The 24,556-nt window shown below is 42.9% G+C and carries 21 protein-coding genes; 15 read left to right on the forward strand and 6 right to left on the reverse strand.

The window, feature by feature from the left end; genetic code table 11:
- Positions 1–86: 86 nt before the first annotated feature.
- The 5 genes from rlmM to puuE form a co-directional block, all read right to left on the reverse strand.
- A complete protein-coding gene (gene rlmM, locus V6259_RS06285) occupies positions 87–1,139 on the reverse strand; it encodes a 23S rRNA (cytidine(2498)-2'-O)-methyltransferase RlmM (protein WP_341583775.1) in 1,053 nt (350 codons plus the stop codon).
- Positions 1,140–1,180: 41 nt separating this feature from the next.
- Entirely contained in the window at positions 1,181–1,852 is a 672-nt protein-coding gene (locus tag V6259_RS06290) for a TIGR01621 family pseudouridine synthase (protein ID WP_341583776.1), read from the reverse strand.
- A gap of 83 nt (positions 1,853–1,935) precedes the next feature.
- Positions 1,936–3,030 (reverse strand): GGDEF domain-containing protein, encoded by a 1,095-nt coding sequence (locus V6259_RS06295; protein WP_341583777.1) that lies wholly within the window; start codon positions 3,028–3,030, stop codon positions 1,936–1,938.
- Between the two features lie 142 nt (positions 3,031–3,172).
- Entirely contained in the window at positions 3,173–3,709 is a 537-nt protein-coding gene (gene uraD, locus V6259_RS06300) for a 2-oxo-4-hydroxy-4-carboxy-5-ureidoimidazoline decarboxylase (RefSeq protein ID WP_341583778.1), read from the reverse strand.
- A 14-nt stretch (positions 3,710–3,723) separates the two neighbouring features.
- On the reverse strand, positions 3,724–4,632 hold the full coding sequence (puuE, locus tag V6259_RS06305) for an allantoinase PuuE (RefSeq protein ID WP_133011357.1): 909 nt from the start codon (positions 4,630–4,632) through the stop codon (positions 3,724–3,726).
- A 401-nt stretch (positions 4,633–5,033) separates the two neighbouring features.
- On the opposite strand from puuE, the gene V6259_RS06310 reads away from it, so the two are divergent.
- The 15 genes from V6259_RS06310 (at position 5,034) to V6259_RS06380 (ending at position 23,233) form a co-directional block, all read left to right on the forward strand.
- Positions 5,034–6,587, forward strand: coding sequence for an ABC transporter ATP-binding protein (locus V6259_RS06310; protein WP_341583780.1), 1,554 nt, complete (start codon positions 5,034–5,036; stop codon positions 6,585–6,587).
- A complete protein-coding gene (locus V6259_RS06315; protein WP_341583781.1) occupies positions 6,584–7,651 on the forward strand; it encodes an ABC transporter permease in 1,068 nt (355 codons plus the stop codon). The genes V6259_RS06310 and V6259_RS06315 overlap by 4 nt, the downstream gene beginning before the upstream one ends.
- 9 nt (positions 7,652–7,660) lie before the next feature.
- Positions 7,661–8,593 carry an ABC transporter permease gene (locus V6259_RS06320; protein ID WP_341583782.1) on the forward strand — a complete coding sequence of 311 codons (933 nt, stop codon included), beginning with the start codon at positions 7,661–7,663 and terminating at the stop codon, positions 8,591–8,593.
- Positions 8,594–8,664: 71 nt separating this feature from the next.
- On the forward strand, positions 8,665–9,747 hold the full coding sequence (locus V6259_RS06325; RefSeq protein ID WP_133011353.1) for a BMP family ABC transporter substrate-binding protein: 1,083 nt from the start codon (positions 8,665–8,667) through the stop codon (positions 9,745–9,747).
- A 115-nt stretch (positions 9,748–9,862) separates the two neighbouring features.
- Positions 9,863–10,216, forward strand: a complete 354-nt coding sequence (uraH, locus tag V6259_RS06330) for a hydroxyisourate hydrolase (RefSeq protein ID WP_341583783.1) — start codon at positions 9,863–9,865, stop codon at positions 10,214–10,216.
- Positions 10,217–10,237: 21 nt separating this feature from the next.
- Entirely contained in the window at positions 10,238–11,041 is an 804-nt protein-coding gene (gene xdhC, locus V6259_RS06335; RefSeq protein ID WP_341583785.1) for a xanthine dehydrogenase accessory protein XdhC, read from the forward strand.
- Between the two features lie 13 nt (positions 11,042–11,054).
- Positions 11,055–12,068 carry an adenosine deaminase gene (locus V6259_RS06340; RefSeq protein ID WP_341583786.1) on the forward strand — a complete coding sequence of 338 codons (1,014 nt, stop codon included), beginning with the start codon at positions 11,055–11,057 and terminating at the stop codon, positions 12,066–12,068.
- A gap of 59 nt (positions 12,069–12,127) precedes the next feature.
- Positions 12,128–12,535, forward strand: coding sequence for a DUF2750 domain-containing protein (locus tag V6259_RS06345; RefSeq protein WP_341583787.1), 408 nt, complete (start codon positions 12,128–12,130; stop codon positions 12,533–12,535).
- A gap of 43 nt (positions 12,536–12,578) precedes the next feature.
- Complete coding sequence (locus tag V6259_RS06350; RefSeq protein ID WP_341583788.1) at positions 12,579–13,037, forward strand: DUF2946 domain-containing protein; 459 nt, start codon at positions 12,579–12,581, stop codon at positions 13,035–13,037.
- A 168-nt stretch (positions 13,038–13,205) separates the two neighbouring features.
- On the forward strand, positions 13,206–14,513 hold the full coding sequence (locus V6259_RS06355) for a PepSY-associated TM helix domain-containing protein (protein ID WP_341583789.1): 1,308 nt from the start codon (positions 13,206–13,208) through the stop codon (positions 14,511–14,513).
- A gap of 167 nt (positions 14,514–14,680) precedes the next feature.
- A complete protein-coding gene (locus V6259_RS06360; protein WP_341583790.1) occupies positions 14,681–15,622 on the forward strand; it encodes a class I SAM-dependent methyltransferase in 942 nt (313 codons plus the stop codon).
- Between the two features lie 215 nt (positions 15,623–15,837).
- Entirely contained in the window at positions 15,838–17,478 is a 1,641-nt protein-coding gene (locus tag V6259_RS06365) for a phosphoethanolamine transferase (protein WP_341583791.1), read from the forward strand.
- A gap of 363 nt (positions 17,479–17,841) precedes the next feature.
- Positions 17,842–19,482: a phosphoethanolamine transferase gene (locus tag V6259_RS06370; protein ID WP_341583792.1), complete on the forward strand. Its 1,641-nt coding sequence runs from the start codon at positions 17,842–17,844 to the stop codon at positions 19,480–19,482.
- Positions 19,483–19,735: 253 nt separating this feature from the next.
- A complete protein-coding gene (locus V6259_RS06375; protein ID WP_341583793.1) occupies positions 19,736–21,592 on the forward strand; it encodes an LTA synthase family protein in 1,857 nt (618 codons plus the stop codon).
- Between the two features lie 348 nt (positions 21,593–21,940).
- Positions 21,941–23,233: an NCS2 family permease gene (locus tag V6259_RS06380; RefSeq protein ID WP_133011343.1), complete on the forward strand. Its 1,293-nt coding sequence runs from the start codon at positions 21,941–21,943 to the stop codon at positions 23,231–23,233.
- Between the two features lie 185 nt (positions 23,234–23,418).
- Here V6259_RS06380 and V6259_RS06385 read toward each other — a convergent pair whose 3' ends face one another.
- Positions 23,419–24,531, reverse strand: a complete 1,113-nt coding sequence (locus tag V6259_RS06385) for a sugar ABC transporter permease (RefSeq protein ID WP_341583919.1) — start codon at positions 24,529–24,531, stop codon at positions 23,419–23,421.
- Positions 24,532–24,556: the final 25 nt, after the last annotated feature.

Below are 24,556 nucleotides of genomic sequence, written 5' to 3' on the forward strand. Positions count from 1 at the left end.
CATTACAATATAAGCAGCACAACAAAAACCCCATTAACGATTAAGTTAATGGGGTTTTATATTAAATAACGCAGATTAAATGTTATTTATTGAGCAATAATACAAATCGTAATTTCTTCTCGGTCATGATAAAGATGCTTAGCTTGATAATGATAAGCGACACCTGCTTTTTTGAGGTGATTTTCAATCAGCTCTAAACACAACATAACTTCTTGATAACGTTTTTTCATTGGCAATTTTAAATTGAAAATTGCCCTATGTGTCCAACGATTTGCCAACCATTTGGCCATCAACTCTGCAACCATAATAGGACGCTCTACCATGTCACAGACCAACCAATCAACGGTATAAGGGGGTTCAAACTTAAAGCCATCGGCTTTTTCATGCTCAACTAACCCTGTCGACATCAATGCTTTTTGCATCGGCCCATTATCAACCGCAATAACATGAATATTACGTTTCACAAATTGATAAGCCCAGCCTCCAGGCGCCGCACCCAAGTCAACCGCCCACATACCCTCAACCAAATCTGTCGCGCGCTTCTGCTCAGGAATGAACTGCAAGAACGCCTCTTCTAACTTCAATGTAGAACGACTTGGCCCTGCAGCAGGAAAACGCAAACGACGAATCCCCATAGGGAACTCACTACGACACGCGGCATAGGAAACCCCTAAGTAGGCGTTTTCACCATCAAGCAAAAACACATGATGTCGCACACCCACAGCCTTGTTCCGTAATACGCCTGATTTCTTCCAACCCAGTCTCAAGGGTTTATCCAGCTTTTTGATTAAGCCAGATAAGGCTTTAGTATCATTCGTGTCTGCGGTCTCAACCCAAACCTCTTCTGCCAATGGCAACTGTCGAGCCGCCTCAAGCAAAGATTCAACACGCGCACCGGGCTCCAGATCGACTAAATCATTAATGGCAATAATCTGACGAGCAAAAATTAAACGATTGAAATCCAACTGCTTAATCAACCCTTCGATTTCTTCGGTTTGATCAAAGCAAAAAATCACATAACCTGCATCAGGCACTACTTTCGCGTAGCCATAAAACCCTTTCTCAGACGAAACCTGCGCCAGCTCAGCCGCACAATCTTTCTCAAAACCTGGTCGGCAATAAGCCAAAATATTCTTCATTTACTTTCCTACCCCAACACTATTCCTAGGTTGGGTTACATTTACTGGCCAGTAGGCCATTTTAATGACGCTTCTTGAAAATTCATTTCAAAGAATTCACGAAACGCTAAACCAAAGCATTCTCCAACATCTGGAGAATGATTAAAAATTTGTACTTCACCTTGCCAAGTAAACGCCAAAGAGCACGCGTGTAAATAACCACGATCAGCCGCAGCGCCTGCATAACGCTCATCACCAAGAATAGGGGAACCTACACTTTTCAAAGCCACTCGAATTTGATGTGTTTTACCCGTCAACGGCCTTAAAAAGAAAACGCGTTTACCCTCAAATGCCGCTGAAAAAAACTGCGTCACCGCAAGATTCTCATTGTCTTTAGTAAGACGCCACTGCCCTCTTCGGCTTGGCACCATACCACCACGAACCGTTCCCTGTTTCTTTTTAGGCTTACGATCTGACAGTGCAACATAACGCTTTTCAACTTGATGCTTCTCAAACATCTCACCAAACAGCACAGCTGACTTATGATTTAGAGCAACCAACAAAAGCCCTGACGTGATCTTGTCCAAACGATGCACAGGGTAAAACACTTGATCAGGATAATCATGCTTTAATGTCTGCATAACGCCTAACCCTTCGGATTCCCCATGAAAACTCATGCCAGCCGGTTTATTTACAACCCAAAAATCATCACAACGATATACAACGTCTAACAAAGAGAAACCTCAAAAAAAACCAATAGACCACCCACTTCAGCAATAAGGAAGTGAACAGCACCTATCTTAAAAAATTAAAAAAACTAAAGAGTCGAAGCTTGAGAAACAACACGATTACGGCCAATTTCTTTCGCTTGATAGAGCGCGATATCCGCTAAGGCGAGCACATCTTCATAACGCTTAGTCTGACTTGATATTACCGCTAAACCAATACTCACCGTTACGGGTATAACAATACTCTTATCCGTTACGATCATGGCATTTTCAACAGACTGACGTAAGTCATTCATTTTTACTTCCGCTTCTTTCAGCGTCGTATTTTTCATAATAACAACAAATTCTTCCCCACCATATCGCCCAATTTCATCACCCGGCGTTAAGCAAGAATGCATCACAGAAGCGACTTTACTCAGCACAACATCACCGGCCTCATGACCAAAATTGTCATTAATGTATTTAAAGTGATCAAGATCCAAAATAGCAAAAACGCACGATTTACCAAGCTGCTGAGCTTCTGCATAGATACTCACAGCGCTCAAGAGTATTTTTCTGCGATTCGCCAATCCTGTTAACTCATCCTTCTCAGCCAATATCCGTAAGTGGTTATTCGCCTGACGCAATCGAGCGACCACAACATTAATCACCACCGCAATCGTGATTAACGTCCATAAAAAAGTCAGTACCGACGATACTTTCTGCTCATTAACACTCAGAAATGCACTGTGTGCGGGAAATAACTCACAGACAATAAAGAGCAAAATAGACAAAGCAATAACACCATATCGTAGCGCTTTTTCGCCCGGTTTAAAGCCAGCAAACGCATAAGCCGAAATAGTGACCAATAACCAGTGGAAATCGCTATAAGCACCAAAAAACAATAAGTTAGAAACAACAATCTGGGTAATAATATTGAAGGGGGTGAGCACTCTAACGAAAGTAAGTAGGCCTTTAGATTGAAGATAAAAACCAGATAGAGAAAGAATCAATGCCAAAAAATAAAAAGCGACTACCAAAAAGGATCCATGCGCACTAAAAATCAGCATCAACATGAAATCCGTCACACAAAGCAAAGCCAGTGTTAAATTCACAACTTGTTGATACGTCAAACTACTTGCTGACCCTTCTGAAACACCAAAGTTAAGAAGTTTATCAAGCCAATACGGTTTTGTAGGTGGCACTTTATCCCTAATAAAACTCAATTTTTATAATGTCACTAATATAATACAAACGAATGTGGTACTTTTTTGATGTGTAAATTCTACCTAAAAAACACCTTTTTTCCTACTAATTAGAACCCACCCACAAAGTAAAGCGGATAGTTTACTTATCCGCTAAACGAAAGCCTGCAATTTTGTGCACCTGACGCACTGCCATTTTAAATTCTTCTTCAACCGTATTATCAATACGCGCCTCAAAACCTGACAATATATCAAATCTAGTTGCTCCTTTTACCGCCATAATAAAAGGAAAGCCAAACTTAGCCTTATAAGCCGCATTATAAGCGGTAAATTTTGCTAACTCTTCAGGTGTGCACTGATCCAACCCTGCTCCTGCTTGTTCTGACGTAGATGCCATGGTAAGCCCACCGGACAAAGCCGCCTTACCCGCGAGGTCTGGATGCAATCGCAACAACGCTAATTTTGCGTCAGCACTGCTATGCTCAACAATGTCATGCAACAAAAGCGTAAACACCTCTCTCTCGTCAAAATCCGCAGCCTGTTCATTCTCTTGTATTCTCGACCACGCCGCCTCCGCCACCCACATAGAGTGCTCGTAGATGTCTTTAAATTGCTTGATAAAATCGTCTTTGCTTAACTCGCTGGGCTTATTCAATAAAAGGCGCTTATCATTACTCATTAATGTCATACCAACTACTCTGCTTTATAAGGGAATTTATCACGCCAGTGGTGGGCAATATCGATACGGCGCGCACACCAAACATCATCAAATTGCTGAATATAGTCTAGGAAACGACGCAATCCAGCAATACGTGCTGGACGACCAATGATTCGACAATGAAGACCAATAGACAGCATTTTAGGACTAGTTTCTCCTTCCGCGTAGAGCGTATCAAAGGCGTCTTTTAAATATTGAAAAAAGTGCTCGCCGGTATTAAACCCCTGCATGGCAGCAAAACGCATGTCATTGGTATCCAATGTATAAGGAATCATCAATTGAGGTTTATCATTCTCAAGCCGCCAGAAAGGAAGATCGTCACTATAATCATCGGCATTATATAAAAAGCCCCCTTCTTCAGCGACCAAACGACGTGTATTCGGGCCCGTTCTGCCAGTGTACCAACCTAATGGCCGCTGGCCGGTTAGCTTAGTAATAACCTCAATGGCTTTATGCATATCCGAACGTTCTGTTTCTTCGTCTACATACTGGTAATCGATCCAACGATAACCGTGACTACAAATTTCATGCCCAGCATCAACAAACGCACTGGCGACTTTAGGGTTACGCTCAAGCGCCATGCCAATTGCAAAAATGGTTAAAGGGATGTTCATTTCCTTGAATAGAGAGAGCACACGCCAAACACCAGACCGGCTGCCATACTCATAAATAGACTCCATGCTCATATGCCTTACGCCTTCTCGGGCATCGGCACCAACCATCTCAGAAAGAAAAGCCTCTGATGCCTTATCCCCATGCAAGATGCAATTCTCACCACCTTCTTCATAGTTAAGAACAAACTGCAAAGCAACACGGGCATTATTAGGCCATTGAGGATTCACTGGATTTCCGCCATAACCTAATAAATCACGATCGTAAGACATACCTTTCTCCTATATTTAAAGTAACAACTGCATATTATTTACTTAAAAGAAACTTGACCATAAAGACAATTCACAAAAAATCTCGTATCCTTCGCCACTTTCATAAAAAACATACACCAATTTAAAAACTTTGGCACGAAAGTTGTTTGTATGAAACATAAGTTTCAAAGAAAGAGAGCAAAAACACATATTAACCGATCGGTCAAAGTTTTAAAAATAACTTTAAGCGACAAAATAGAGCAAGCTATTCAATAAATGCACTATATTGATGCGAGTATTTAATTTTTTACATGAGAGTATTAGCCCGATTTGAGCACTATGCAGTAAGCATACCTAAGACTCATTAACTAAAACCTGCTCTTTTTGAGCACAACTGCAGAGAAATTACGGTGGCGGAAACATTGAAAAAGCGACATTTGATACCTCGTATCGAACTCGCAAATATCACTAAACAATACCCCGGTTGCCTCGCGAATGATAATGTCAGCTTGACACTCATGCCTGGTGAAATACATGCTCTTTTAGGTGAAAATGGCGCAGGAAAAAGCACTTTAGTTAAAACGATATACGGTGTTGTGGCACCCGATAGCGGTGACATTATCTGGGACGGAAAAGCGGTTGAAATAAAATCCCCATCCATCGCCAGAGATCTTGGTATTGGCATGGTTTTTCAACACTTTTCGTTATTTGAAACATTAACGGTTAGCCAGAATATTGAATTGTGCCTGAGTAAAAAGCAATTAATCGCCATTGGTGATCTTGCTAAAAAAATTACTGAGCTTTCTAAAGAATACGGACTGGATGTCAATCCTAATCGGTATGTGCACTCATTATCTATTGGTGAAAGACAGCGTGTAGAGATAATGCGTTGCTTAGTGCAATCCGTAAAACTGTTAATACTTGATGAGCCGACTTCTGTTTTAACCCCGCAAGAAGTTTCTGGTTTGTTTGAGGTATTACGCACGCTAGCAAAAGAAGGCTGTAGTATTCTTTTTATTAGCCACAAACTTCATGAAGTAACCGAAATTTGCCAACAAGCGACCATTCTTCGTGGCGGTAAAGTCGTCGACACTTGCGAACCTTCTAAAGAAACCCCTGCTTCCATTGCCAAAATGATGGTAGGAGATCTTGCCGAGCAGGACGCAGGGTATTCCAAAAAAGTGGGAACACACACTGTTTTTGAAGCAAAATCACTGACGTTACCTGCCAAACATCCTTTTGGCACATCCTTAAAAAACATTAACTTTGATCTTAAAGCCGGGGAAATACTTGGTATTGCTGGCGTTGCTGGTAATGGTCAAGATGAGCTAATGGCGATTATTAGCGGCGAAGATGATCGCAATGTTAACAATACCCTCACCTTCCTTAGCCAAAGCATTGGTAATTTAAGCGCTGGACGCCGCCGCAAACTAGGCATGACTTATGTTCCTGAAGAACGCTTAGGACGTGGTGCCGTTCCTGATATGAGCTTAACGGAAAACACCCTGTTAACCCATAGCGAAGGATTTGTTAAAAACGGTCTTGTTCAATGGCAATCACTAAAGAACTATGCCAATACGTTAATTTCTCACTATAAAATAAAGTGTCATGGTGAATTTTCTGAAGCAAAAAGCCTCAGTGGTGGCAACTTACAAAAATTCATTATGGGTCGTGAAATTGGCCAGAATCCCAAAGTCTTAATCTGTGCGCACCCGACATGGGGCGTAGACGTAGGGGCAGCCTTAGCTATTCACCAAGCACTTTTGGAGCTGCGCGATCAAGGGGCGGCTATTTTATTGGTGTCAGAAGACATAGACGAATTGTTCTTACTAGCAGACCGTATGGGCGCTGTCTGTGATGGTTATTTATCCCCTGTTATCAAAACCGAAGATGCGACCATCGATCAAATTGGCCAATGGATGGCTGGGACTTTTATTGATACATCATCACAACATCCTGAAGAGGCAATAGCATGATCCGCATACAAGCTCGAACTGAGCCTAGCTCCATCATGAAGGTGGCTTCCCCACTGATTGCCATTGTTTTAACCTTGATATTCGGCTGCATTCTTTTTTCTGCACTGAATAAAAACCCATTTGAAGCTCTGCATGTTCTACTGATTGCCCCATTGTCAGATATGTACAACATTGGAGAAATGCTCGTTAAAATGAGCCCACTCCTATTTTGTGCTGTCGGCTTATCACTTTGTTACCGAGCCAATATGTGGAACATTGGCGCCGAAGGCCAACTCCTTGCAGGCGCGCTTGGCGGGTCAGCCGTTGCGCTATTGTTCATCGACTCTACGTCTGTTTTCGCCCTACCACTTACGTTAATTGCTGGCATTATTTCTGGCATGCTATGGTCGGCTGTGCCTACGTATTTGAAGTTACGCTTCAATTCGAATCTCATCCTGACCACCATCATGTTCAATTACATTGCCTTGTATCTGTTAATTTGGGCCGTAAATGGTCCTTTAAGAGATCCAGACGGCTATGGTTTTCCTGAATCAGCAATGTTTTCAGATTCAACCACCTTACCTATCTTGCTCGAAGGCAGCCGCATTCATTTAGGTGTTCTGTTCGCAGTTATATCCGCCTTTGTTGGCTGGTTTATATTATCTAAAACACATTTAGGTTTTCAGATTCGAGTCTTTGGCGCCGATGAACCTGCGGCAAAATACGCAGGGTTTAGCGGTAAAAAACTCAGCTGGTTCGTCATGCTATTTTCTGGCGCCCTCGCGGGATTTGCTGGTGTTTGTGAAGTAACAGGTCCCATTGGTCAGTTAGTACCGAATGTGTCTCCTGGGTATGGCTATTCCGCCATTATCGTTGCTTATTTAGGACGTTTACATCCTCTTGGCGCCATTGTTGCAGCGATATTTCTGGCTGTGTTGTATATGGGTGGCGATCTAGCCCAAATACAAATGGGCATTCCGGTTGCTGTCGTAGGTATGTTTCAAGGTGTTTTGCTCTTCTTCTTATTGGCGTGTGACTTTTTCATTCGTAACCGCCTTACGTTTAACAACCAAGTGACGAACTAGGAGTCAGTTTTGGACGCAGATTTAATTGTACTCGTATTATTTGCCGCCATTAAAACCGGCACCCCTTTATTGCTTATTGCGCTAGGAGAAGTCATTTGTGAGAAATCAGGCATCTTGAATCTAGGTCAAGAAGGCATGATGCTCATGGGCGCCGTCGTGGGCTTCATTGCAGCCTATTCAACTGGAAACGCAGGCTTCGGCGTACTTGCTGCCATCTTAATGGGCAGCTTTATGAGCCTGATTTTCGGCGTGCTAGTACTCCACCTTGGCGCAAATCAAGTCGCTACTGGCTTGGCGCTGACCATTTTTGGTACTGGCCTTAGTGCCTTTATTGGTTCTGATTTCGTCGGCCATACCGTGCAAGGTTTCCAGCCAATTGCTATTCCCCTACTTTCTAAAATTCCTTATCTTGGTGAGATTCTTTTCAACCACGATATTTTAGTCTATCTGTCTTTCGTGCTAGCCGTGATCATTGCTTATGTGGCTAATAAAACACGCGTCGGCCTGATACTAAAGGCCGTTGGTGAAAACCCTCATGCCGCCAATGCTATTGGTATAAAAGTACTTCGTGTGCGCTACTTGGCTATTATGTTTGGTGGCGCAATGACCGGACTAGCTGGGTCTTATATGTCATTGGTATACACCCCAATGTGGGCTGAAAACATGACCGCTGGTCGCGGTTGGATTGCGCTAGCATTGGTTGTTTTCGCCTCATGGCGTGTTGGTCGCATTATGCTTGGCGCCTACCTATTCGGCTTTGCCAGCATTATGCATCTGGTATTACAAGGATTAGGAGTCGATATATCTTCTAACCTTTTAGCCATGATGCCTTATGTGGCCACCGTTATTGTGATGGTGATCATCAGCGCGGATCAATTTAAAGAGAAACTATTAGCACCACGTTCATTAGGGAAACCGTTCGATCCTAGACACATGGCGTAACGTTTGCTTAGCAAAAAGAATCACTCAACATGATAAATAGAAAAAACGCCTTAGGGCAAAAGGAGCTAAAAATGAGAATAAAGAGTTTATTAGTCGGGCTTGGCCTATTAGTCGGTTTCGGCATGGCTGGTGTCAGCACTGCCCAAGCAGAAGAACCCTTCAAGGTTGGATTTGTCTACGTTGGCCCAATTGGCGATTTAGGTTGGAGCTATGAACACGATCGCGGTCGTTTAGCGATGCAAAAATACTTTGGCGACAAAGTAAAAACCACCTTCGTACAAAATGTATCAGAAGGTGCCGATGCTGAGCGTGTCATTACTCAGCTTGCAAAAGCGGGTAACAAAGTTATTTTCACAACGTCTTTTGGGTTCATGAACCCAACAGTCAAGGTGGCGAAACGCTTCCCTAACGTCATTTTTGAACACGCAACTGGCTACAAACGCTCAAAAAACATAGGTACTTATGCGCTTCGCACCTATGAGGGTCGTTATGTTTCTGGTGTTGCCGCTGGCCTAATGACGAAAACAAATACCATTGGCTATATTGGCGCTTTCCCAATCCCTGAAGTCATTCGTGATATTGATGCGACCTACATGGGTGCAAAAAGTGTTAACCCTAACATCAAGCTTAAAATTGTGTGGGCGAACACTTGGTATGATCCAGGTAAAGAAACCGATGCTGCCAACGCTCTAATGGACCAAGGCGCCGATGTATTGATTCAACATACTGACAGCCCTGCGCCTCTTATTGCGGCACAAAAACGTGGCGTTCGCGCCATTGGCCAAGCATCTGACATGAGCAAATTTGCGCCAAAAGCTCAAATATTTTCAGTACGCGACCATTGGGCACCTTACTACATTAAAACAGTGCAACAGGTTATGGATGGCACATGGAAATCTCAAGATTTCTGGGGTGGTTTCCACGAAGATATGCTGCAACTGGCCTCTATCAATCCAAACCTACCAAAAAGCGTACGCGCTAAGATTGATGAAACTTACCTAGCGATAAAAACAGGTAAGCTAAAACCATTCGAAGGCCCAATCAAAGACAACACAGGTAAAATCGTCGTTCCAGCAGGACACACACTAACCGACAAAGAGTTAGCAAAAGTCCACTGGTATGTTGACGGCATTACGGATAAAGTTCCTAATTAATACCACTAAGGCAGTCAGGCTTCCTGATTGCCTTTTTTACCACCAATCTCAATCAGACGGTTTGACTCCCTTCGCGTTTTTCGTTCCGATCGCCGTTTAATATTAAGGAAAAACAATGGGATACCTGACTACTCATGTCCTAGACACCGCGAACGGCATACCCGCTTCCAACGTATCCGTGACGCTTTATGAGCTTGTTGATGGACAAAAAAAAGAACTTTTTAAAACGATTACTAACGACGATGGCCGTTGTGACCAGCCCATATTAACCGAAGCCAATTTTAAAAAAGGCGTCTATGAGCTTGAGTTTGCCATTGGCAATTATTACCGAGTTAAAAATAGTAAATTAAAAGAACCGTTATTTTTAGACGATATTGTTATCCGCTTCGGAATCAGTGACGAATCCAGTCACTATCACGTGCCATTACTTGTTTCTCCATACGGATACAGTACTTACCGTGGTAGCTAGAAAAAACAGTGCAGGTGCTTTATGAACACAAAATGGGTACAAGAAGCCGCTCGTCTTGAAAAATCTGGCATCGACTTCATCATGGTGTCCGTGCTATCGATAAAAGGCTCTACACCCAGAGAAATTGGCGCTCGCATGCTAGTGAGCCAACACGCCATATACGGCACAGTGGGCGGAGGCAATTTAGAATGGCAAGCGATTGCCAAAGCAAGAGAATCACTCACTGAGCGAAGCACTGAAACACACACCCACGACTATCCATTAGGTGCAACACTTGGCCAATGCTGCGGAGGTTTTGTTACCTTGTTATTTGAAAGTGTTCTGCAATCTCCCCTGCATATTGCCATTTTTGGTGCGGGACATGTTGGTCGAGCCATTGTGCATTGCCTTGAAAACATTCCTTGCCAAGTCACTTGGATTGACAGTCGAGAGCAAGAATTTCCACGTTTTATTCCAGACAACGTCACAATACAACTCAGTGAATTTCCTGTAGACGACGTGATAGATATGCCAGCACAAAGCTATTATTTAATATTAACGCATAACCACCAGCTGGATTTAGAGCTAACCGAAGCGGCCATTAAACGAAACGACGCGACTTTTATTGGCGTCATTGGTTCCAAAACAAAAAGCGCCCGCTTCCGACATAGATTACAAAACAAAGGCTTTAGTGACGCGCAAATTGCCACTATGCACTGCCCAATGGGTGATACAGAAATACACTCAAAACAACCTGGAGAAATCGCTATTTCCGTTTTAGCGCAACTTCTAAAAATACGCGCAACTGCCGCTGCTCCTGTATCGCAAGCAATGCCAATCAAATAGAAAGAGGTACGCCATGAGTGTAAATACACTGATGACACTGGCTGAGAAAATGCCAAAAACAGAACTACACTTGCACATCGAAGGCACCTTCGAACCAGAACAAATGTTTGAGTTGGCGAGGCGTAATAACGTTACCTTAAAATACGCATCGGTTGAGGCACTTAAGGAAGCCTATCAGTTTACTAACCTGCAAGATTTTTTAGACCTTTATTACCAAGGCATGTCAGTCTTATTGAAAGAAGTCGATTTTTACGATTTGACCATGGCTTATCTGACTAAAGTACACAGCGAAAATGTGGTTCACGTGGAGATTTTCTTTGATCCACAAGGCCATTTATCTCGTGGGGTTGCCTTTGAAACACAAATCAACGGCATCTATAACGCCCTACAAGACGCGGAGAAAAAGTGGGGGATGACCTCTAAGCTTATTATGTCTTTTCTACGCCATCTAAGCGAAGAAAGCGCCTTTGAAACATTAGAAGCGGCCAAACCCTTCTTAGGTTGGATTCACGCTGTCGGCTTAGACAGCTCTGAACTGGGTCATCCACCAGAGAAATTTAAAAACGTCTTCAAAGCGTGTCAGGAACTAGGGCTTAAAGTCACCGCCCATGCTGGCGAAGAAGGGCCTCCAGAATACGTTTGGCAAGCCATTGACCTTATTCAGGTTGACCGTATCGACCATGGTAATCGCGCTCTAGAAGATATGAACCTTGTGGCAAGTGTTAAAGAAAAACAGCTGACACTAACTGTATGCCCGTTGTCTAATCTTAAACTCTGCGTCGTGGATGACCTATCGGATCATCCAATTAAACACATGCTACGCCTAGGTTTAAACGCCACGGTTAATTCAGACGATCCGGCCTATTTTGGTGGTTACATGAATGATAATTATCACGCATTAATCAAACACGCCGGCATCGACAAAGCGGCCTTATACCAATTAGCGCTCAATGGCATCACAGGGAGTTGGATGAACACTAGCCAGAAAGAACAGCATATCGCGACATTAGACGCACTTTTCGCCTAACTTATGGTAATAATTTAAACCTTCAGCGCCCTTAAGCACTACAGAAAAGAAACCATAACATGCTATTATGGTTTCTTTTTTATTCGAGTTTTATTCCAATGACCACGCCTGATTTTTCTTCTGATGCATTTTTCCGTTTACCAAGTAACCGTCGTTATGAGGAAGTCATCTTACATATTAAAAAAGGCATGAGTGTCTTTCTATTAGCCGATGCCGAAGGCTGTTTGATCATTGATCTAGGAAGCGACAAAGTACTGCCTATTTGGCCAACGGCTGAACTTGCCTCTGAATGGGGTGCTAAAGACTATGAAGGCTTCCAATCACTGGAAGTGTCCGCTCAAGAATGGTCTGACAAATGGCTAACAGGGATGCAAAAAGATGGTTTTTGCGTCGGTGTCGCATCAAATCTGGCTGGAGAATGTATCGTTTCTTCTGCCGAAGAACATCAGCACGATATTCAATCTTAAGCTTACTACTTGGTATTGAATAGATTCTAGCTTGAACTCGCTAATGACGCCCTTTAGTCACATCAGCAATAATGCAAAACCAATGCGCAAAGCCGTATTGGTTAGCCTATTTGCAATGATGCTCATCTATATTGCTCCGCTATTTTCTCAACTGCAGATGAGCACTGGCATGATGCACCATAGTGCTATGCCTTACTCTATGGACGGCATGTCCGGTGATATGGGAGCAATGCACCACCCAGCGAGCCATTCTACGAGTCATGCAACACACGCTATGTCACATCACCATACCGGCTTAGAAGCGGCTTGTGGTTATTGTACGTTACTGTTCCACTTAAACTGGCTTAGCGCTCCGTCTTTTAGCCTACCCGCCCTGCTTCAAATGGCTTATCTTAACTATGTTTTAGCCATCCATGGCAGGCAATCTCTTGATGTTTATTCTGCCATCTTACCTAGAGCACCTCCCACAATCGCAAGCACGAGCTCCAGCTACAAAATTTAAACACACGACGACTTCTACTTAATGCCGCTTATATCGCGATTTTAAAAGTCGTCTGCTTTGCTACGCTTATACCATGTCATCAGGTTATTAATGCGGCTTAACTCATTTCATCGAGTAACGGCAATTTAATTAACCATGACAGACGTGGTTCATGGATTTTCTATTTTTATGAATAACGAACATTTAAATAATAAAACGGCGAACCCAAACGCCTTACTTATGTTGATTACACGGCTTCATTTTTACATTGGACTGTTTATTGGTCCTTTTATCTTTGTCGCCGCACTAACAGGAACCTTATACGTTCTTACGCCGCAAATTGAACACGCGATGTATAAAGAGGCTCTCACCACACAAAGTGTCGGACAAAGTCAGCCGCTTGCTGCTCAAATAGCCGCGGCCAAACAGTCACTGCCTAAGGCATTGACCTTGTTTGCCGTCAGGCCAGCGCCTGAAAAAGGTGATACGACGCGCATTATGTTTTTAGACGCTACGACAGATTCGGGTGCCAGAGCCGTTTTTATCGACCCTGTAACACTTGCTGTTAAAGGCGATATGGCCGTCTATGGAACCAGTGGTATTTTGCCTTTTCGAATGACGCTCGACTTTCTCCATAGGCAACTTTTGCTAGGCGAGTTTGGTCGAAACTACAGCGAATTGGCCGCTTCTTGGTTGTGGATTGTCGCCTTAGGCGGTTTTTTCTTATGGTTTAAAGGCGGTAAGAAAAACAAAGCAAACGTGGCATCACGAACACCTTATTTAAAAACAAGAAAAAACCACAGCCAGCTAGGTTTGGCATTACTCATTGGTTTGTTGTTTTTCTCAGCAACTGGTTTAACGTGGTCTAAGTGGGCTGGCGGAAATATTTCCACCGTTCGTCAGGCCTTAGGCTGGTATACGCCCTCTCCTAATATGAGCCTACCCAATACGGATGCGACTAAAAATACGGACCAATTATTTGATCAGATTTTAGCAACCGCACGTAACGCGGGTATCGATGCCAATAAAATTGAAATCAAACCACCACGAAAAGCCAATCAAGCATGGTTTGTTCGTGAAATTGACCGCTCATGGCCAACGCAAGTGGATTCAGTAACTATCAACCCAACGGATATGAAAGTCATTAGCCGTGCCGATTTCGCCACTTTCCCTATTGTCGCTAAACTGATTCGTTGGGGTATCGACTTTCATATGGGTATTTTGTTCGGTGTCGTCAATCAGGTTGTCTTAGTCTTTTTTGGGCTTGGCCTATGTACCATGGTCGTCTGGGGATACATGATGTGGTGGCGTCGTCGCCCTGCTCCCGGCGCGACATCCAAACCGCTGCTCGAAGCATGGAACAATCTTGGCGCAGGCACAAAAGTCATTACTCTGGCCATCGCCATCGCACTGGGTGTTAGCTTACCTGCCATGGGCGTTAGCCTATTATGTTTTCTATTGATCGACCTAGTTCGCTGGAGAAAAGCCGCCAACTAAATAGCCAAGCAAACAACTAACAGAGAAAATAGCCTCGCCATATTCGTCTTTGGTGAGGCTATCTTCTTGTTTATGCTGACTAGCACACTAAATTCACAGTAAAATACGGACAATTAAAGCAATGGCTTTCCAATACCTATTCACAAACTAATGCTAAAAACACCACTATGATTAACACAGCCTTACCTTCTCTCACTCAACACACTCTCGCCGCACTAACCTCTATACGAGGTGAAACCCGAAGACTGTTTCACGGTCGTGGTCGTTGCTATGCAGGCTTAGAGCACATCACCGTAGATTGGCTGCAAGGGCAAGTATTGGTGTCATTATTTAAACAACCCAGCGATGAGTTTTTGTCAGAATTACAACAAACAATACAAACATGGCCTTTGAGCGACGAGTGGCAAGCAAGCGAAACAACATCACTATTGCTCCAGCATCGCTACCTTAGCAGCAACCTAATTGAATGCCTTTGGGGAGAGCATGTACCGCAACAAGTCATCATAGAAAACGATCTCAAGTTTCAACTAGACCTTGATCGCAATCAGAATAACGGACTTTTTTTGGACATGCGTTTTGGTCGACAATGGGTCAAAGAGAACAGCCAACATAAACGAGTGCTTAATTTATTCTCTTACACTTGTGGTTTCTCGGTCGCAGCGCTTGCAGGCGGAGCTGAATACGTTGTGAACCTAGACATGGCGAAGTCTGTTTTGAACCGAGGAAGAGAGAATCATCGTTTAAACGAACACGACCTAAGCCAAGTCTCTTTCTTTGGACACGATATCTTTAAATCTTGGGGAAAAATCAAAAAATACGGACCCTATGACCTGATTATTATTGATCCGCCCAGTTTCCAGAAAGGCAGCTTTGCGATTACTAAAGACTATCAAAAAATCCTACGCCGCCTTCCTGATTTACTGTGCGAGCAAGGTACTGTTCTCGCCTGTGTAAATGACCCGAACTTAACGTCACAATTCTTAATTGATGGCATGAAGGAAGAAGCACCCAAACTAGCGTTTCAAACTCGCCTAGAAAACCCGCCTGAATTTTTAGACATTGACGAAGAAAGTGGATTGAAAGCTCTTATCTTCCACGTTCATCAATAATATTGCAGTTCGAAGCAAACGTAATGACACCGTTTTCTAAGGCCAAGAGAGCCAAAGTGTCATTACCTTGCTGAATAGCAAAACAGCATATCGACCCTGTAAATATTTGAAATTAAATAAGATTTTTAGCTTATAAAACAACAATTTTTCATCTTTTTTTTATCTGACGTTTATTAACATTTACATTCTAAGAAAATTTTATCCTAGGATTGTTAATGAAAGAAAAAACTTCTACTCATGTAAAAAAAATCAAGTTTACACTTTCCTATACAAGCCTAGCGTTAATTCTCGCCTTATATTACGCCACTATCGTTAACATCCCGCTCTATTCCGAATTTTATAAAATTCTCAGTAAGCTAGACAATGTCCATGTAAGCTTCATTTTTGCGATCCCGACTTTTATTTTTTTATTGAATGCCATTTTATTCAACTTGTTAAGCTGGCCCTTCCTAGGCAAACCTATTTTTATATTCCTATTGATCACCTCCAGCATGGTGAGTTATGTCATGCTGTATTATGGCATCAATGTCGATTATGGAATGATCGAGAATGCCTTTGAAACCGACCCAAGTGAAGCCGCTTCCTACTTGAATTTGCATTCTATTACCTGGATCACCATCATGGGGGTCATCCCCTCTCTATTAGTCGCCTTTGCGCCGATGAAGCCAGGCTTAGCATTACTCAAAAAAAGCGTTGTGCTTGTTATTCTGTTCAGTCTTCTTTTGGCCCTGCTTTTTTTCACCTATAAAGACTTCAGCTCAGTGGGTCGCAACAATAAATACCTAAAAAAGATGATTATCCCAGGCTTCTACGTCTACAGTACCCTCAACTATATACATGATACCTACTTAACAACCCCTATGACCTTCAAGCACATAGGTGAGGACGCGACATTAACCGCCGATGTCGCTACCGAAAAACCGACTTTGTTTTTCTTTATTCTTGGCGAAACCGCTCGTTCACAGAACTATGCCTTAAATGGCTACGCAAAAAACACCAACCCTTACACCGAAAAACAAGGCGTCATCTCGTTTCAGAATGTGCACTCTTGCGGTACTGCCACCGCAGTGTCTGTTCCTTGCATGTTTTCCCAACAAGGTCGCCACGACTACGACAAAGAGCGCTCCTACACTCAAGATAACGTGATGGACATACTGCAACGTGCGGGAGTCTCATTGCTTTGGAAAGAAAACGACGGTGGTGATAAAGAGGTCGCCAAACGCATTCCTAAAATAGAAATAGACAGGTCTCATAAAAACCAATTCTGCAATGGCAGCACTTGTTTAGACATGTCATTACTGCAAAATTTAGACAGCGAAGTCTCTGCCATGAAAGGCAAAGAGAAACTTGTTGTTATGCACATCATGGGAAGTCATGGACCAACCTATTATTTGCGTTACCCGAAAGATCAGCAAAAATTCTTACCCGATTGCCAAAGTAGCGAAATAGAAAACTGCTCCATAGACCAAATTGTAAACACCTATGACAACACCATTGTCTATACAGACTATGTGATCAGCCAAGCTATCGACAAACTAAAAGCACTCAGTAATCAGTACAACACCGCGCTTTTCTATATCTCTGACCATGGTGAGTCTTTGGGTGAAAATGGCGTGTATTTACACGGCGTACCTTATGCTGTGGCACCTGCATTTCAAACCACGGTACCGCTTATTTTATGGATGTCAGATGGCTTTAAGAAAAGCAAAAAAATTAATGAGCAATGCTTAAAAAATGAAGCTAAGCGCGGAGGTTTTTCACAAGATTACGTATTTAGCACCTTGCTTGGCATCATGGATGTAAAAACCGATGCTTATAATAAGAATTTAGACATCTACCATCCTTGCCGCACTTAACCTGCGCCCGCTAGCAAAGACATCAAAATAAAAACGCTAACGTCTGCCAAGGAAGGCAATGCTTAACTCAGGAACATGTAATCACATCGAGATCAAATCAAAGAAACGCGGCCGGCAAGTTAGTTGTCGCTTAATCGCTACACGTCTTCGTAACAAACTCGATTACCAACGCTTTGCCTTTACCGTAAAAAGGCACAGTTTTAGATGCTTCTTTTTCGAAGACACACAAAAACAAACGCGCATTCTAGAAAAAACTTTATAAAAACCTTATTTCAATCATTTTAAACTCATTTTCTTTTATTTTTTTTCCACCTCTATTCTATTAGAATGCTTGAAAATATATCCTCCACTCTAGGAACACTGATGAAAGAGCAAAACTCTTCTCAAATAAAAAAACGTAAATTCCAACTCTCTTACACCTCTTTAGCTTTAATTGTTGCCGCTTACTACGCCATTGTTGTCAATTTCCCTCTATATAAAAGTCTTTATAAAATTTTATCAGAGGTAGACACGGTTCATATTAGCTTCATTATTTCGATTCCTATCTTTATCTTTTTACTGCTGAGCATTATTTTCAATCTGTTTAGTTGGCCTTATTTAGCCAAACCCATCTTTATATTTTTACTCATCACGTCAAGCCTAGTCAGCTACGCCATGCTGTTTTATGGGATCAGCGTTGATTACGGAATGATAGAAAATGCTTTTGAGACAGACTCGAGTGAAGCCGCATCCTACTTGAATTTGCATTCAATTAGCTGGGTCATCATTACTGGCGTCATCCCATCTCTTTTGGTGGCATTTGCACCAATGAAACCAGGCCTTGCTCTGGTTAGAAAACTAATCGCCATCGTCATTTCCTTAGTTCTATTATTAATCGTGGTGTTTTTCGTCTATAAAGATTTAAGCTCAGTAGGACGCAACAACAGCTTTTTAAAAAGAATGGTGATTCCTACCTATTACCTTTACAGCGGTTACAACTATTTACATGACACCTATTTTTCTACTCCAATGACGTTCAAACACATTGGTGAAGACGCCAAATTGGCAGCAAAAGACAATAATGAAAAACCCACTTTGTTTTTCTTTATTCTTGGTGAAACAGCGCGTTCACAAAATTATGCCCTTAATGGCTACGCAAAAAACACCAACCCTTACACCGAAAAACAAGGCGTTATCTCGTTTCAAAACGTTCACTCTTGTGGCACCGCTACCGCTGTATCTGTGCCCTGCATGTTCTCCCAACAAGACCGTCACGATTACAACAAAGAGCGTACATACAGCCAAGACAACGTGATGGACATACTGCAACGCGCGGGAGTGTCATTGCTTTGGAAAGAAAACGATGGTGGTGATAAAGACGTCGCCAAACGCATTCCTAAAATAGAACTAGACAGATCCCGTAAAGACCAATTCTGTAATGGCAGTACTTGCTTAGACATGGCTTTACTTCAAGGACTAGACGGTGAAATTGCAAAAATGAAAGGCAAAGAAAAACTCATCGTTATGCACATCATGGGGAGCCATGGGCCAACCTATTACTTACGCTACCCCAAGGCTCAACAAAAATTCTCACCAGATTGTCAAACCAGTGAGATAGAAGACTGCTCCATAGACCAAATTGTAAACACCTATGACAATACCATTGTCTATACCGACTATGTGATCAGCCAAGCGATAGACAAGCTAAAAGCGCTCAGCGACCAGTACAACACCGCGCTTTTCTATATCTCTGATCATGGTGAATCCTTAGGCGAAAATGGGCTGTACCTTCACGGCGTCCCGTATGCTGTTGCCCCAGCCTTTCAGACGACAGTGCCGCTCATTTTATGGATGTCTGATGGCTTTAAGAAAAGCAAAGGCATCAATGAGGCCTGTCTAAAAAGTGAAGCAAAAGCAGGAGGATTCTCACAAGATTATATCTTCAGTACACTACTTGGCATTATGGATGTAAAAACAACAGCCTATGATAAAAATTTAGATATCTACAGTCGCTGTCGCTCTTAACATTTCATAACTCATAACTCATAACTCATAACACGCACTATGCCTACGCACACTCACCACAAAATTTGAGTGAGCGTAGGCATGAATACGTTAGTATTTTTTGCACATTTATGCTTATATTCATACTCATTTCAATAAGTGTATGAATATAAAGATGTATACAGTATTCCAACGTTATCTCTCTCCCCTACGCCCCTTTAGCACCTTCTTAATCGCTTCGCTTTTAATTTTTACAATGAGCCGTCTTGGACTCATGCTATGGGAATCTGACCGAATTAGTTCTGCCTCTGATTGGCTAACAATTTTAGGGTTTGGGTTTCGGATCGATTTAGCAACTATTAGCTATTGGGTTGCCTTACCCGCCATTATTAGTCTGCTAATATCAGGCATTCCCTACCTAAATCGATTCTGGGATGTGATTTGTCGATTATGGCTCACTGGTATTTTTGTTTTTTTTGTCTTTATGGAAGCCGCTACCCCTGCCTTTATAAATGAGTACAATTTACGCCCAAATCGCTTATTCGTTGAATACCTTATTTACCCAAAAGAAGTGTTTTCCATGCTAATTGAGGGGCACAAATTAACGCTGGTTATTACGTTCGGCATTACGGTAGCAACCACGCTAATTGCGTATCGGATTTTTCGTAAACGCAGTATTGTTAACTCACCACAACCAAGATGGTTTGAGCGCCCAGTACTGGCCATTATCGTCTTATTAGTGTGTGTACTGGCCGCTAGATCAAGCCTACAGCACAGAGCGATTAACCCAAGTTATACGGCATTTACCAATGACCCTCTCACGAATAGCCTTACTCTAAACTCCACGTATTCTATGCTATACGCGGTCAGTCAATTGTCCGGCGAAGTCAGCTCGTTTCAACTTTATCCATTGATGAAAAAGCCCCAAATTGTTGATGAAATCCGCCAATCTATGGGCATTCCTTTAACAGACTTTGTCTCTGATACGTATCCAACCTTACATAAACAAACCGCGAGCAGACAATATGCTCGACCAAAAAATCTCGTTATCATTTTAGAAGAAAGCTTAGGTGCACAATTTATCGGTCGTTTAGGCGGCTTACCGCTGTCACCTGAATACGATAAATTGGCAACACAAGGCTGGGCTTTCGATAATTTGTACGCTACGGGTACACGATCTGTTCGTGGTATTGAGGCCGTCGTCACCGGATTTGTCCCGACACCGGCACGAAGTACTGTCAAACTCCCCAACTCACAAACAAATTTCTTCACTCTAGCGAAACTGCTGGATAAGTATCACTTCGACACGAGTTTTATGTATGGTGGTGGCGCGCATTTTGACAACATGAAGAGCTTTTTCTTAGGCAACGGTTTTGATTCCATCATCGAAGAGAAAGATTTCGTTAAGCCTGAGTTTGTCGGCTCATGGGGCGTGAGTGATGAGGATTTATTCAGAAAAGCCAATCAGCAATTTATTGAAAAATCGAAATCTAATAAGCCGTTTTTCAGCTTGGTCTTTAGCTCTTCGAATCATGACCCTTATGAATTTCCCGATGGGAAAATAAACCTATACAACACACCAAAGAACACCCGTGAAAACGCGGTTAAATATGCAGACTATGCTGTTGGTCAATTTTTCAAACTCGCCAAGAAATCTGACTATTGGAAAGACACCATCTTCTTAATCGTCGCCGACCATGACGCTCGCTCAACTCGCCCTGAGCTGGTTCCTATCACCAACTTTCATATACCCGCGCTTATATTGGGTGACGGCATAGCGCCAAAGGCAGACTACCGTATCGTTAGTCAGCTGGATCTAGCGCCCACGCTATTGTCTCTTATGGGGATAAGCTCTACTCACCCTATGATTGGGAAAGACATGACAACTGCCAGCCCTGACTATATCGGCCGTGCAATCATGCAGTTCCATCAAAATGAAGCCTACATGAAAGGCAATGACGTTGTCGTATTGCAGCCTAAGAAAGCGCCAGAGTCCTTCATTTATAAAAACAAACAACTCATTCCTAGCAAGAAAATAAACGAAGACTTAATTAAAGAAGCCATTGCACACCCACTACTTGGGACATGGCTATATAACGACAGAAAATATCGACTGCTACCTGATCATTAATACGTCCTCCAACAAGAAGCCGACATTGGGTTGGCTTCTTGTTTCTCAGGCAACAAAAACAGCAAAAACTCTCTGCACACTCACATCTATGATGGCCCCGCACATTCGTTAAACCTAGCAACAGTAAAGAGCGAAAAACAAAGAAATATTGGATATACGTAAGCAGCCCAACTATTTCATCATTAGCCCTGCCATAATCCGATCAAATTTTTTATACTAGCGCTCTTTTTACAAAGTCTGACCAATTGCTTAAATATCACCCCACGTTGACCTAATAATTTACCTTTAAGTGACGCTAAGTCGTTTATCTGTCTATCAATTAGGCTATTTAATATAAAAGGTTACTCAATGCTCGAACGTCTTTTCCAACTAAAAGCTCACAATACGACGATACGTAATGAGATCATCGGAGGCATAACAACCTTCCTAACGATGGCTTATATTATCTTCGTCAACCCTTCGATCTTGGCACAAGCTGGCATGGATCAAGGCGCTGTATTTGTCGCAACTTGTATCGCAGCGGCGGCAGGCTGCCTTATTATGGGCTTGTACGCAAATTACCCGATCGCCTTAGCACCAGGCATGGGACTCAATGCTTTCTTCACTTATGGCGTTGTCCTAGGCATGGGCTACACATGGGAACAAGCATTAGGCGCCGTCTTTCTTTCTGGCTGTGTGTTTATTGTTATCAGTATTTTTAGAATCCGAGAATGGGTTATCAATGCCATTCCCTCGTCTTTAAAGCTTGGTATTGCAGCGGGTATCGGCTTGTTTCTAGCGATGGTTGCCCTGCAAAACACAGGTATTATCGTGAAAAGCCCAGCCACATTAGTCACCTTAGGCGACCTAGCAAAACCAGGCCCTATCTTTGGCTTATTAGGTTTTTTTATCATTTCGGCCCTGTCTCACTTAAGAGTCACTGGCGCCGTCATGATAGGGATTCTTTGCATCACAGTGCTCTCTATTGCTCTAGGTTACAGCCACTTTAATGGCGTTATATCTGCACCACCTTCCATCGCTCCTACCTTCCTAAAAATGGATGTAGCAGGCGCATTTAATGTCGGCATGATCAGCGTCATCTTCGCTTTCTTATTCGTTGATTTATTCGATACGTCAGGAACCTTGCTTGGTGTTGGTCAGCGAGGCGGATTATTAGATAAAGATGGTAACTTACCACGCTTGAAAAAAGCCTTATTAGCAGATTCAAGTGCCACTGTTATTGGTGCTGCTTTTGGTACCTCATCAACCACCAGCTACATCGAAAGCGCTTCTGGTGTTGCCGCTGGCGGTCGTACTGGTTTAACGGCAGTCGTAGTAGGGATATTATTTTTACTAAGTTTATTCTTCGCACCATTAGCCGGGTCTATTCCCTCTTATGCGACCGCTGGTGCTCTGCTTTACGTTGCCGTACTAATGGCAAGCAGCTTAGCGAAAGTAGACTGGGAAGACATTTCAGAAGCCGCGCCTGTATTGATAGCGGCTTTCACCATGCCGCTAACCTACTCAATCGCCCATGGTATCGCACTGTCTTTTATCACTTACGCAGCGATTAAACTGTTTTCTGGTAAAGGCAAAGACGTTGGTATCAGCGTGTACTTACTGGCTGCGTTTTTCATTTTGAAATATCTGTTTTTTACATAAGCATCCATCACAGACACTAAAATCCTATGTATAAAAAAACCGCTCTGAGATTTCAGAGCGGTTTTTAATTAACCAATTCAGGACGATTCAACATACACCCGCAACGCATACCTTCAAGACATGCCTACTAAACAAAGATATTTTCATTGGCTTTAACCTCAATGCCAAATCCTCCACTACCCTGTTTATGCTTTACCGTGAGTAACACGACTTTGTCGTGCCAAGCTGTCGACAATGACCGCGATGGCTAACACCGCTCCGGTGATCATGTAACGATGAGCAGACGATAAGTTCAGTAACGTTAGCCCATTGGCGATAGATTGAATAACCACAATACCCAATAAAGCAGACCAAGCCGAACCACGCCCACCGAACAAGCTGGTGCCACCGATGACCGCCGCCGCGATCGCATTCAAATTTACATCTCCGGTACCCGCTTGCTGACTCGCAGAAGCCAAACGAGCCGCGGCCAAAATACCACCCAAGGTAGCCAAAGTAGAACAGGTCACAAAGGCACTGATGTAAATGGCTTTAACATTAATTCCCGCTCGTCTTGCTGCCTCGGCATTACCACCAACGGCAAACATAGAGCGCCCCCATTTTGTTCTTGTTAGCGCGTAATTCATGCAAATCACCAAGACCACAAACAAACCAAACATCCATGGTACGCCACGAGATTGATTGAGGTAGGCCACAATAGCTTCCAGTACGACCGTCAACACCAGCGCTTTAAACACAATACTGTTAACACTCTTTGCCGAAAGATTAACCGATTGTCGTTTATGACGAACTCGCAACCCCATCACCACCACGACAATACCCGGCAAGAGCACAAGACAATAAGACAGCCAAGCAGGAATGATCATTAACTGACCAAAACTCACTAACGCAGAATCATAGGGTAAATTAATCGAGCCGGTATCCCCCAAGATATAAAGTTGAAACCCCAATAGCGCGAGCAAACCCGCAAGGGTAGAAACAAAGCTAGGCATACCAAATTTAGTGCGCACAAAAGCATAACTAAACCCTATTATCGCGCCGACACACAAACTCCCACCAATCACCAGCGCGATAGGCCAACCTTCATTAGCCCAGAGCACACCAAGCATGGCAGAACCAACCCCGCTCATCGAACCAATCGATAAATCTATTTCACCCAGCAACAGCACACAAACTATACCAAGCGCGATAACACCGACCGTAGAGCAATCAAACAACAGATTGACTAGATTATTAGCGGATAAAAACAGCGGATTAATGGCAGTAAAAATCCCCCAGCGGCCAGATTTAAATGTAATAGTCTAATCATCTTAGAGCCTATAG

Source organism: Marinomonas sp. TI.3.20 (assembly GCF_038155025.1).
GTDB lineage: Bacteria > Pseudomonadota > Gammaproteobacteria > Pseudomonadales > Marinomonadaceae > Marinomonas > Marinomonas flavescens.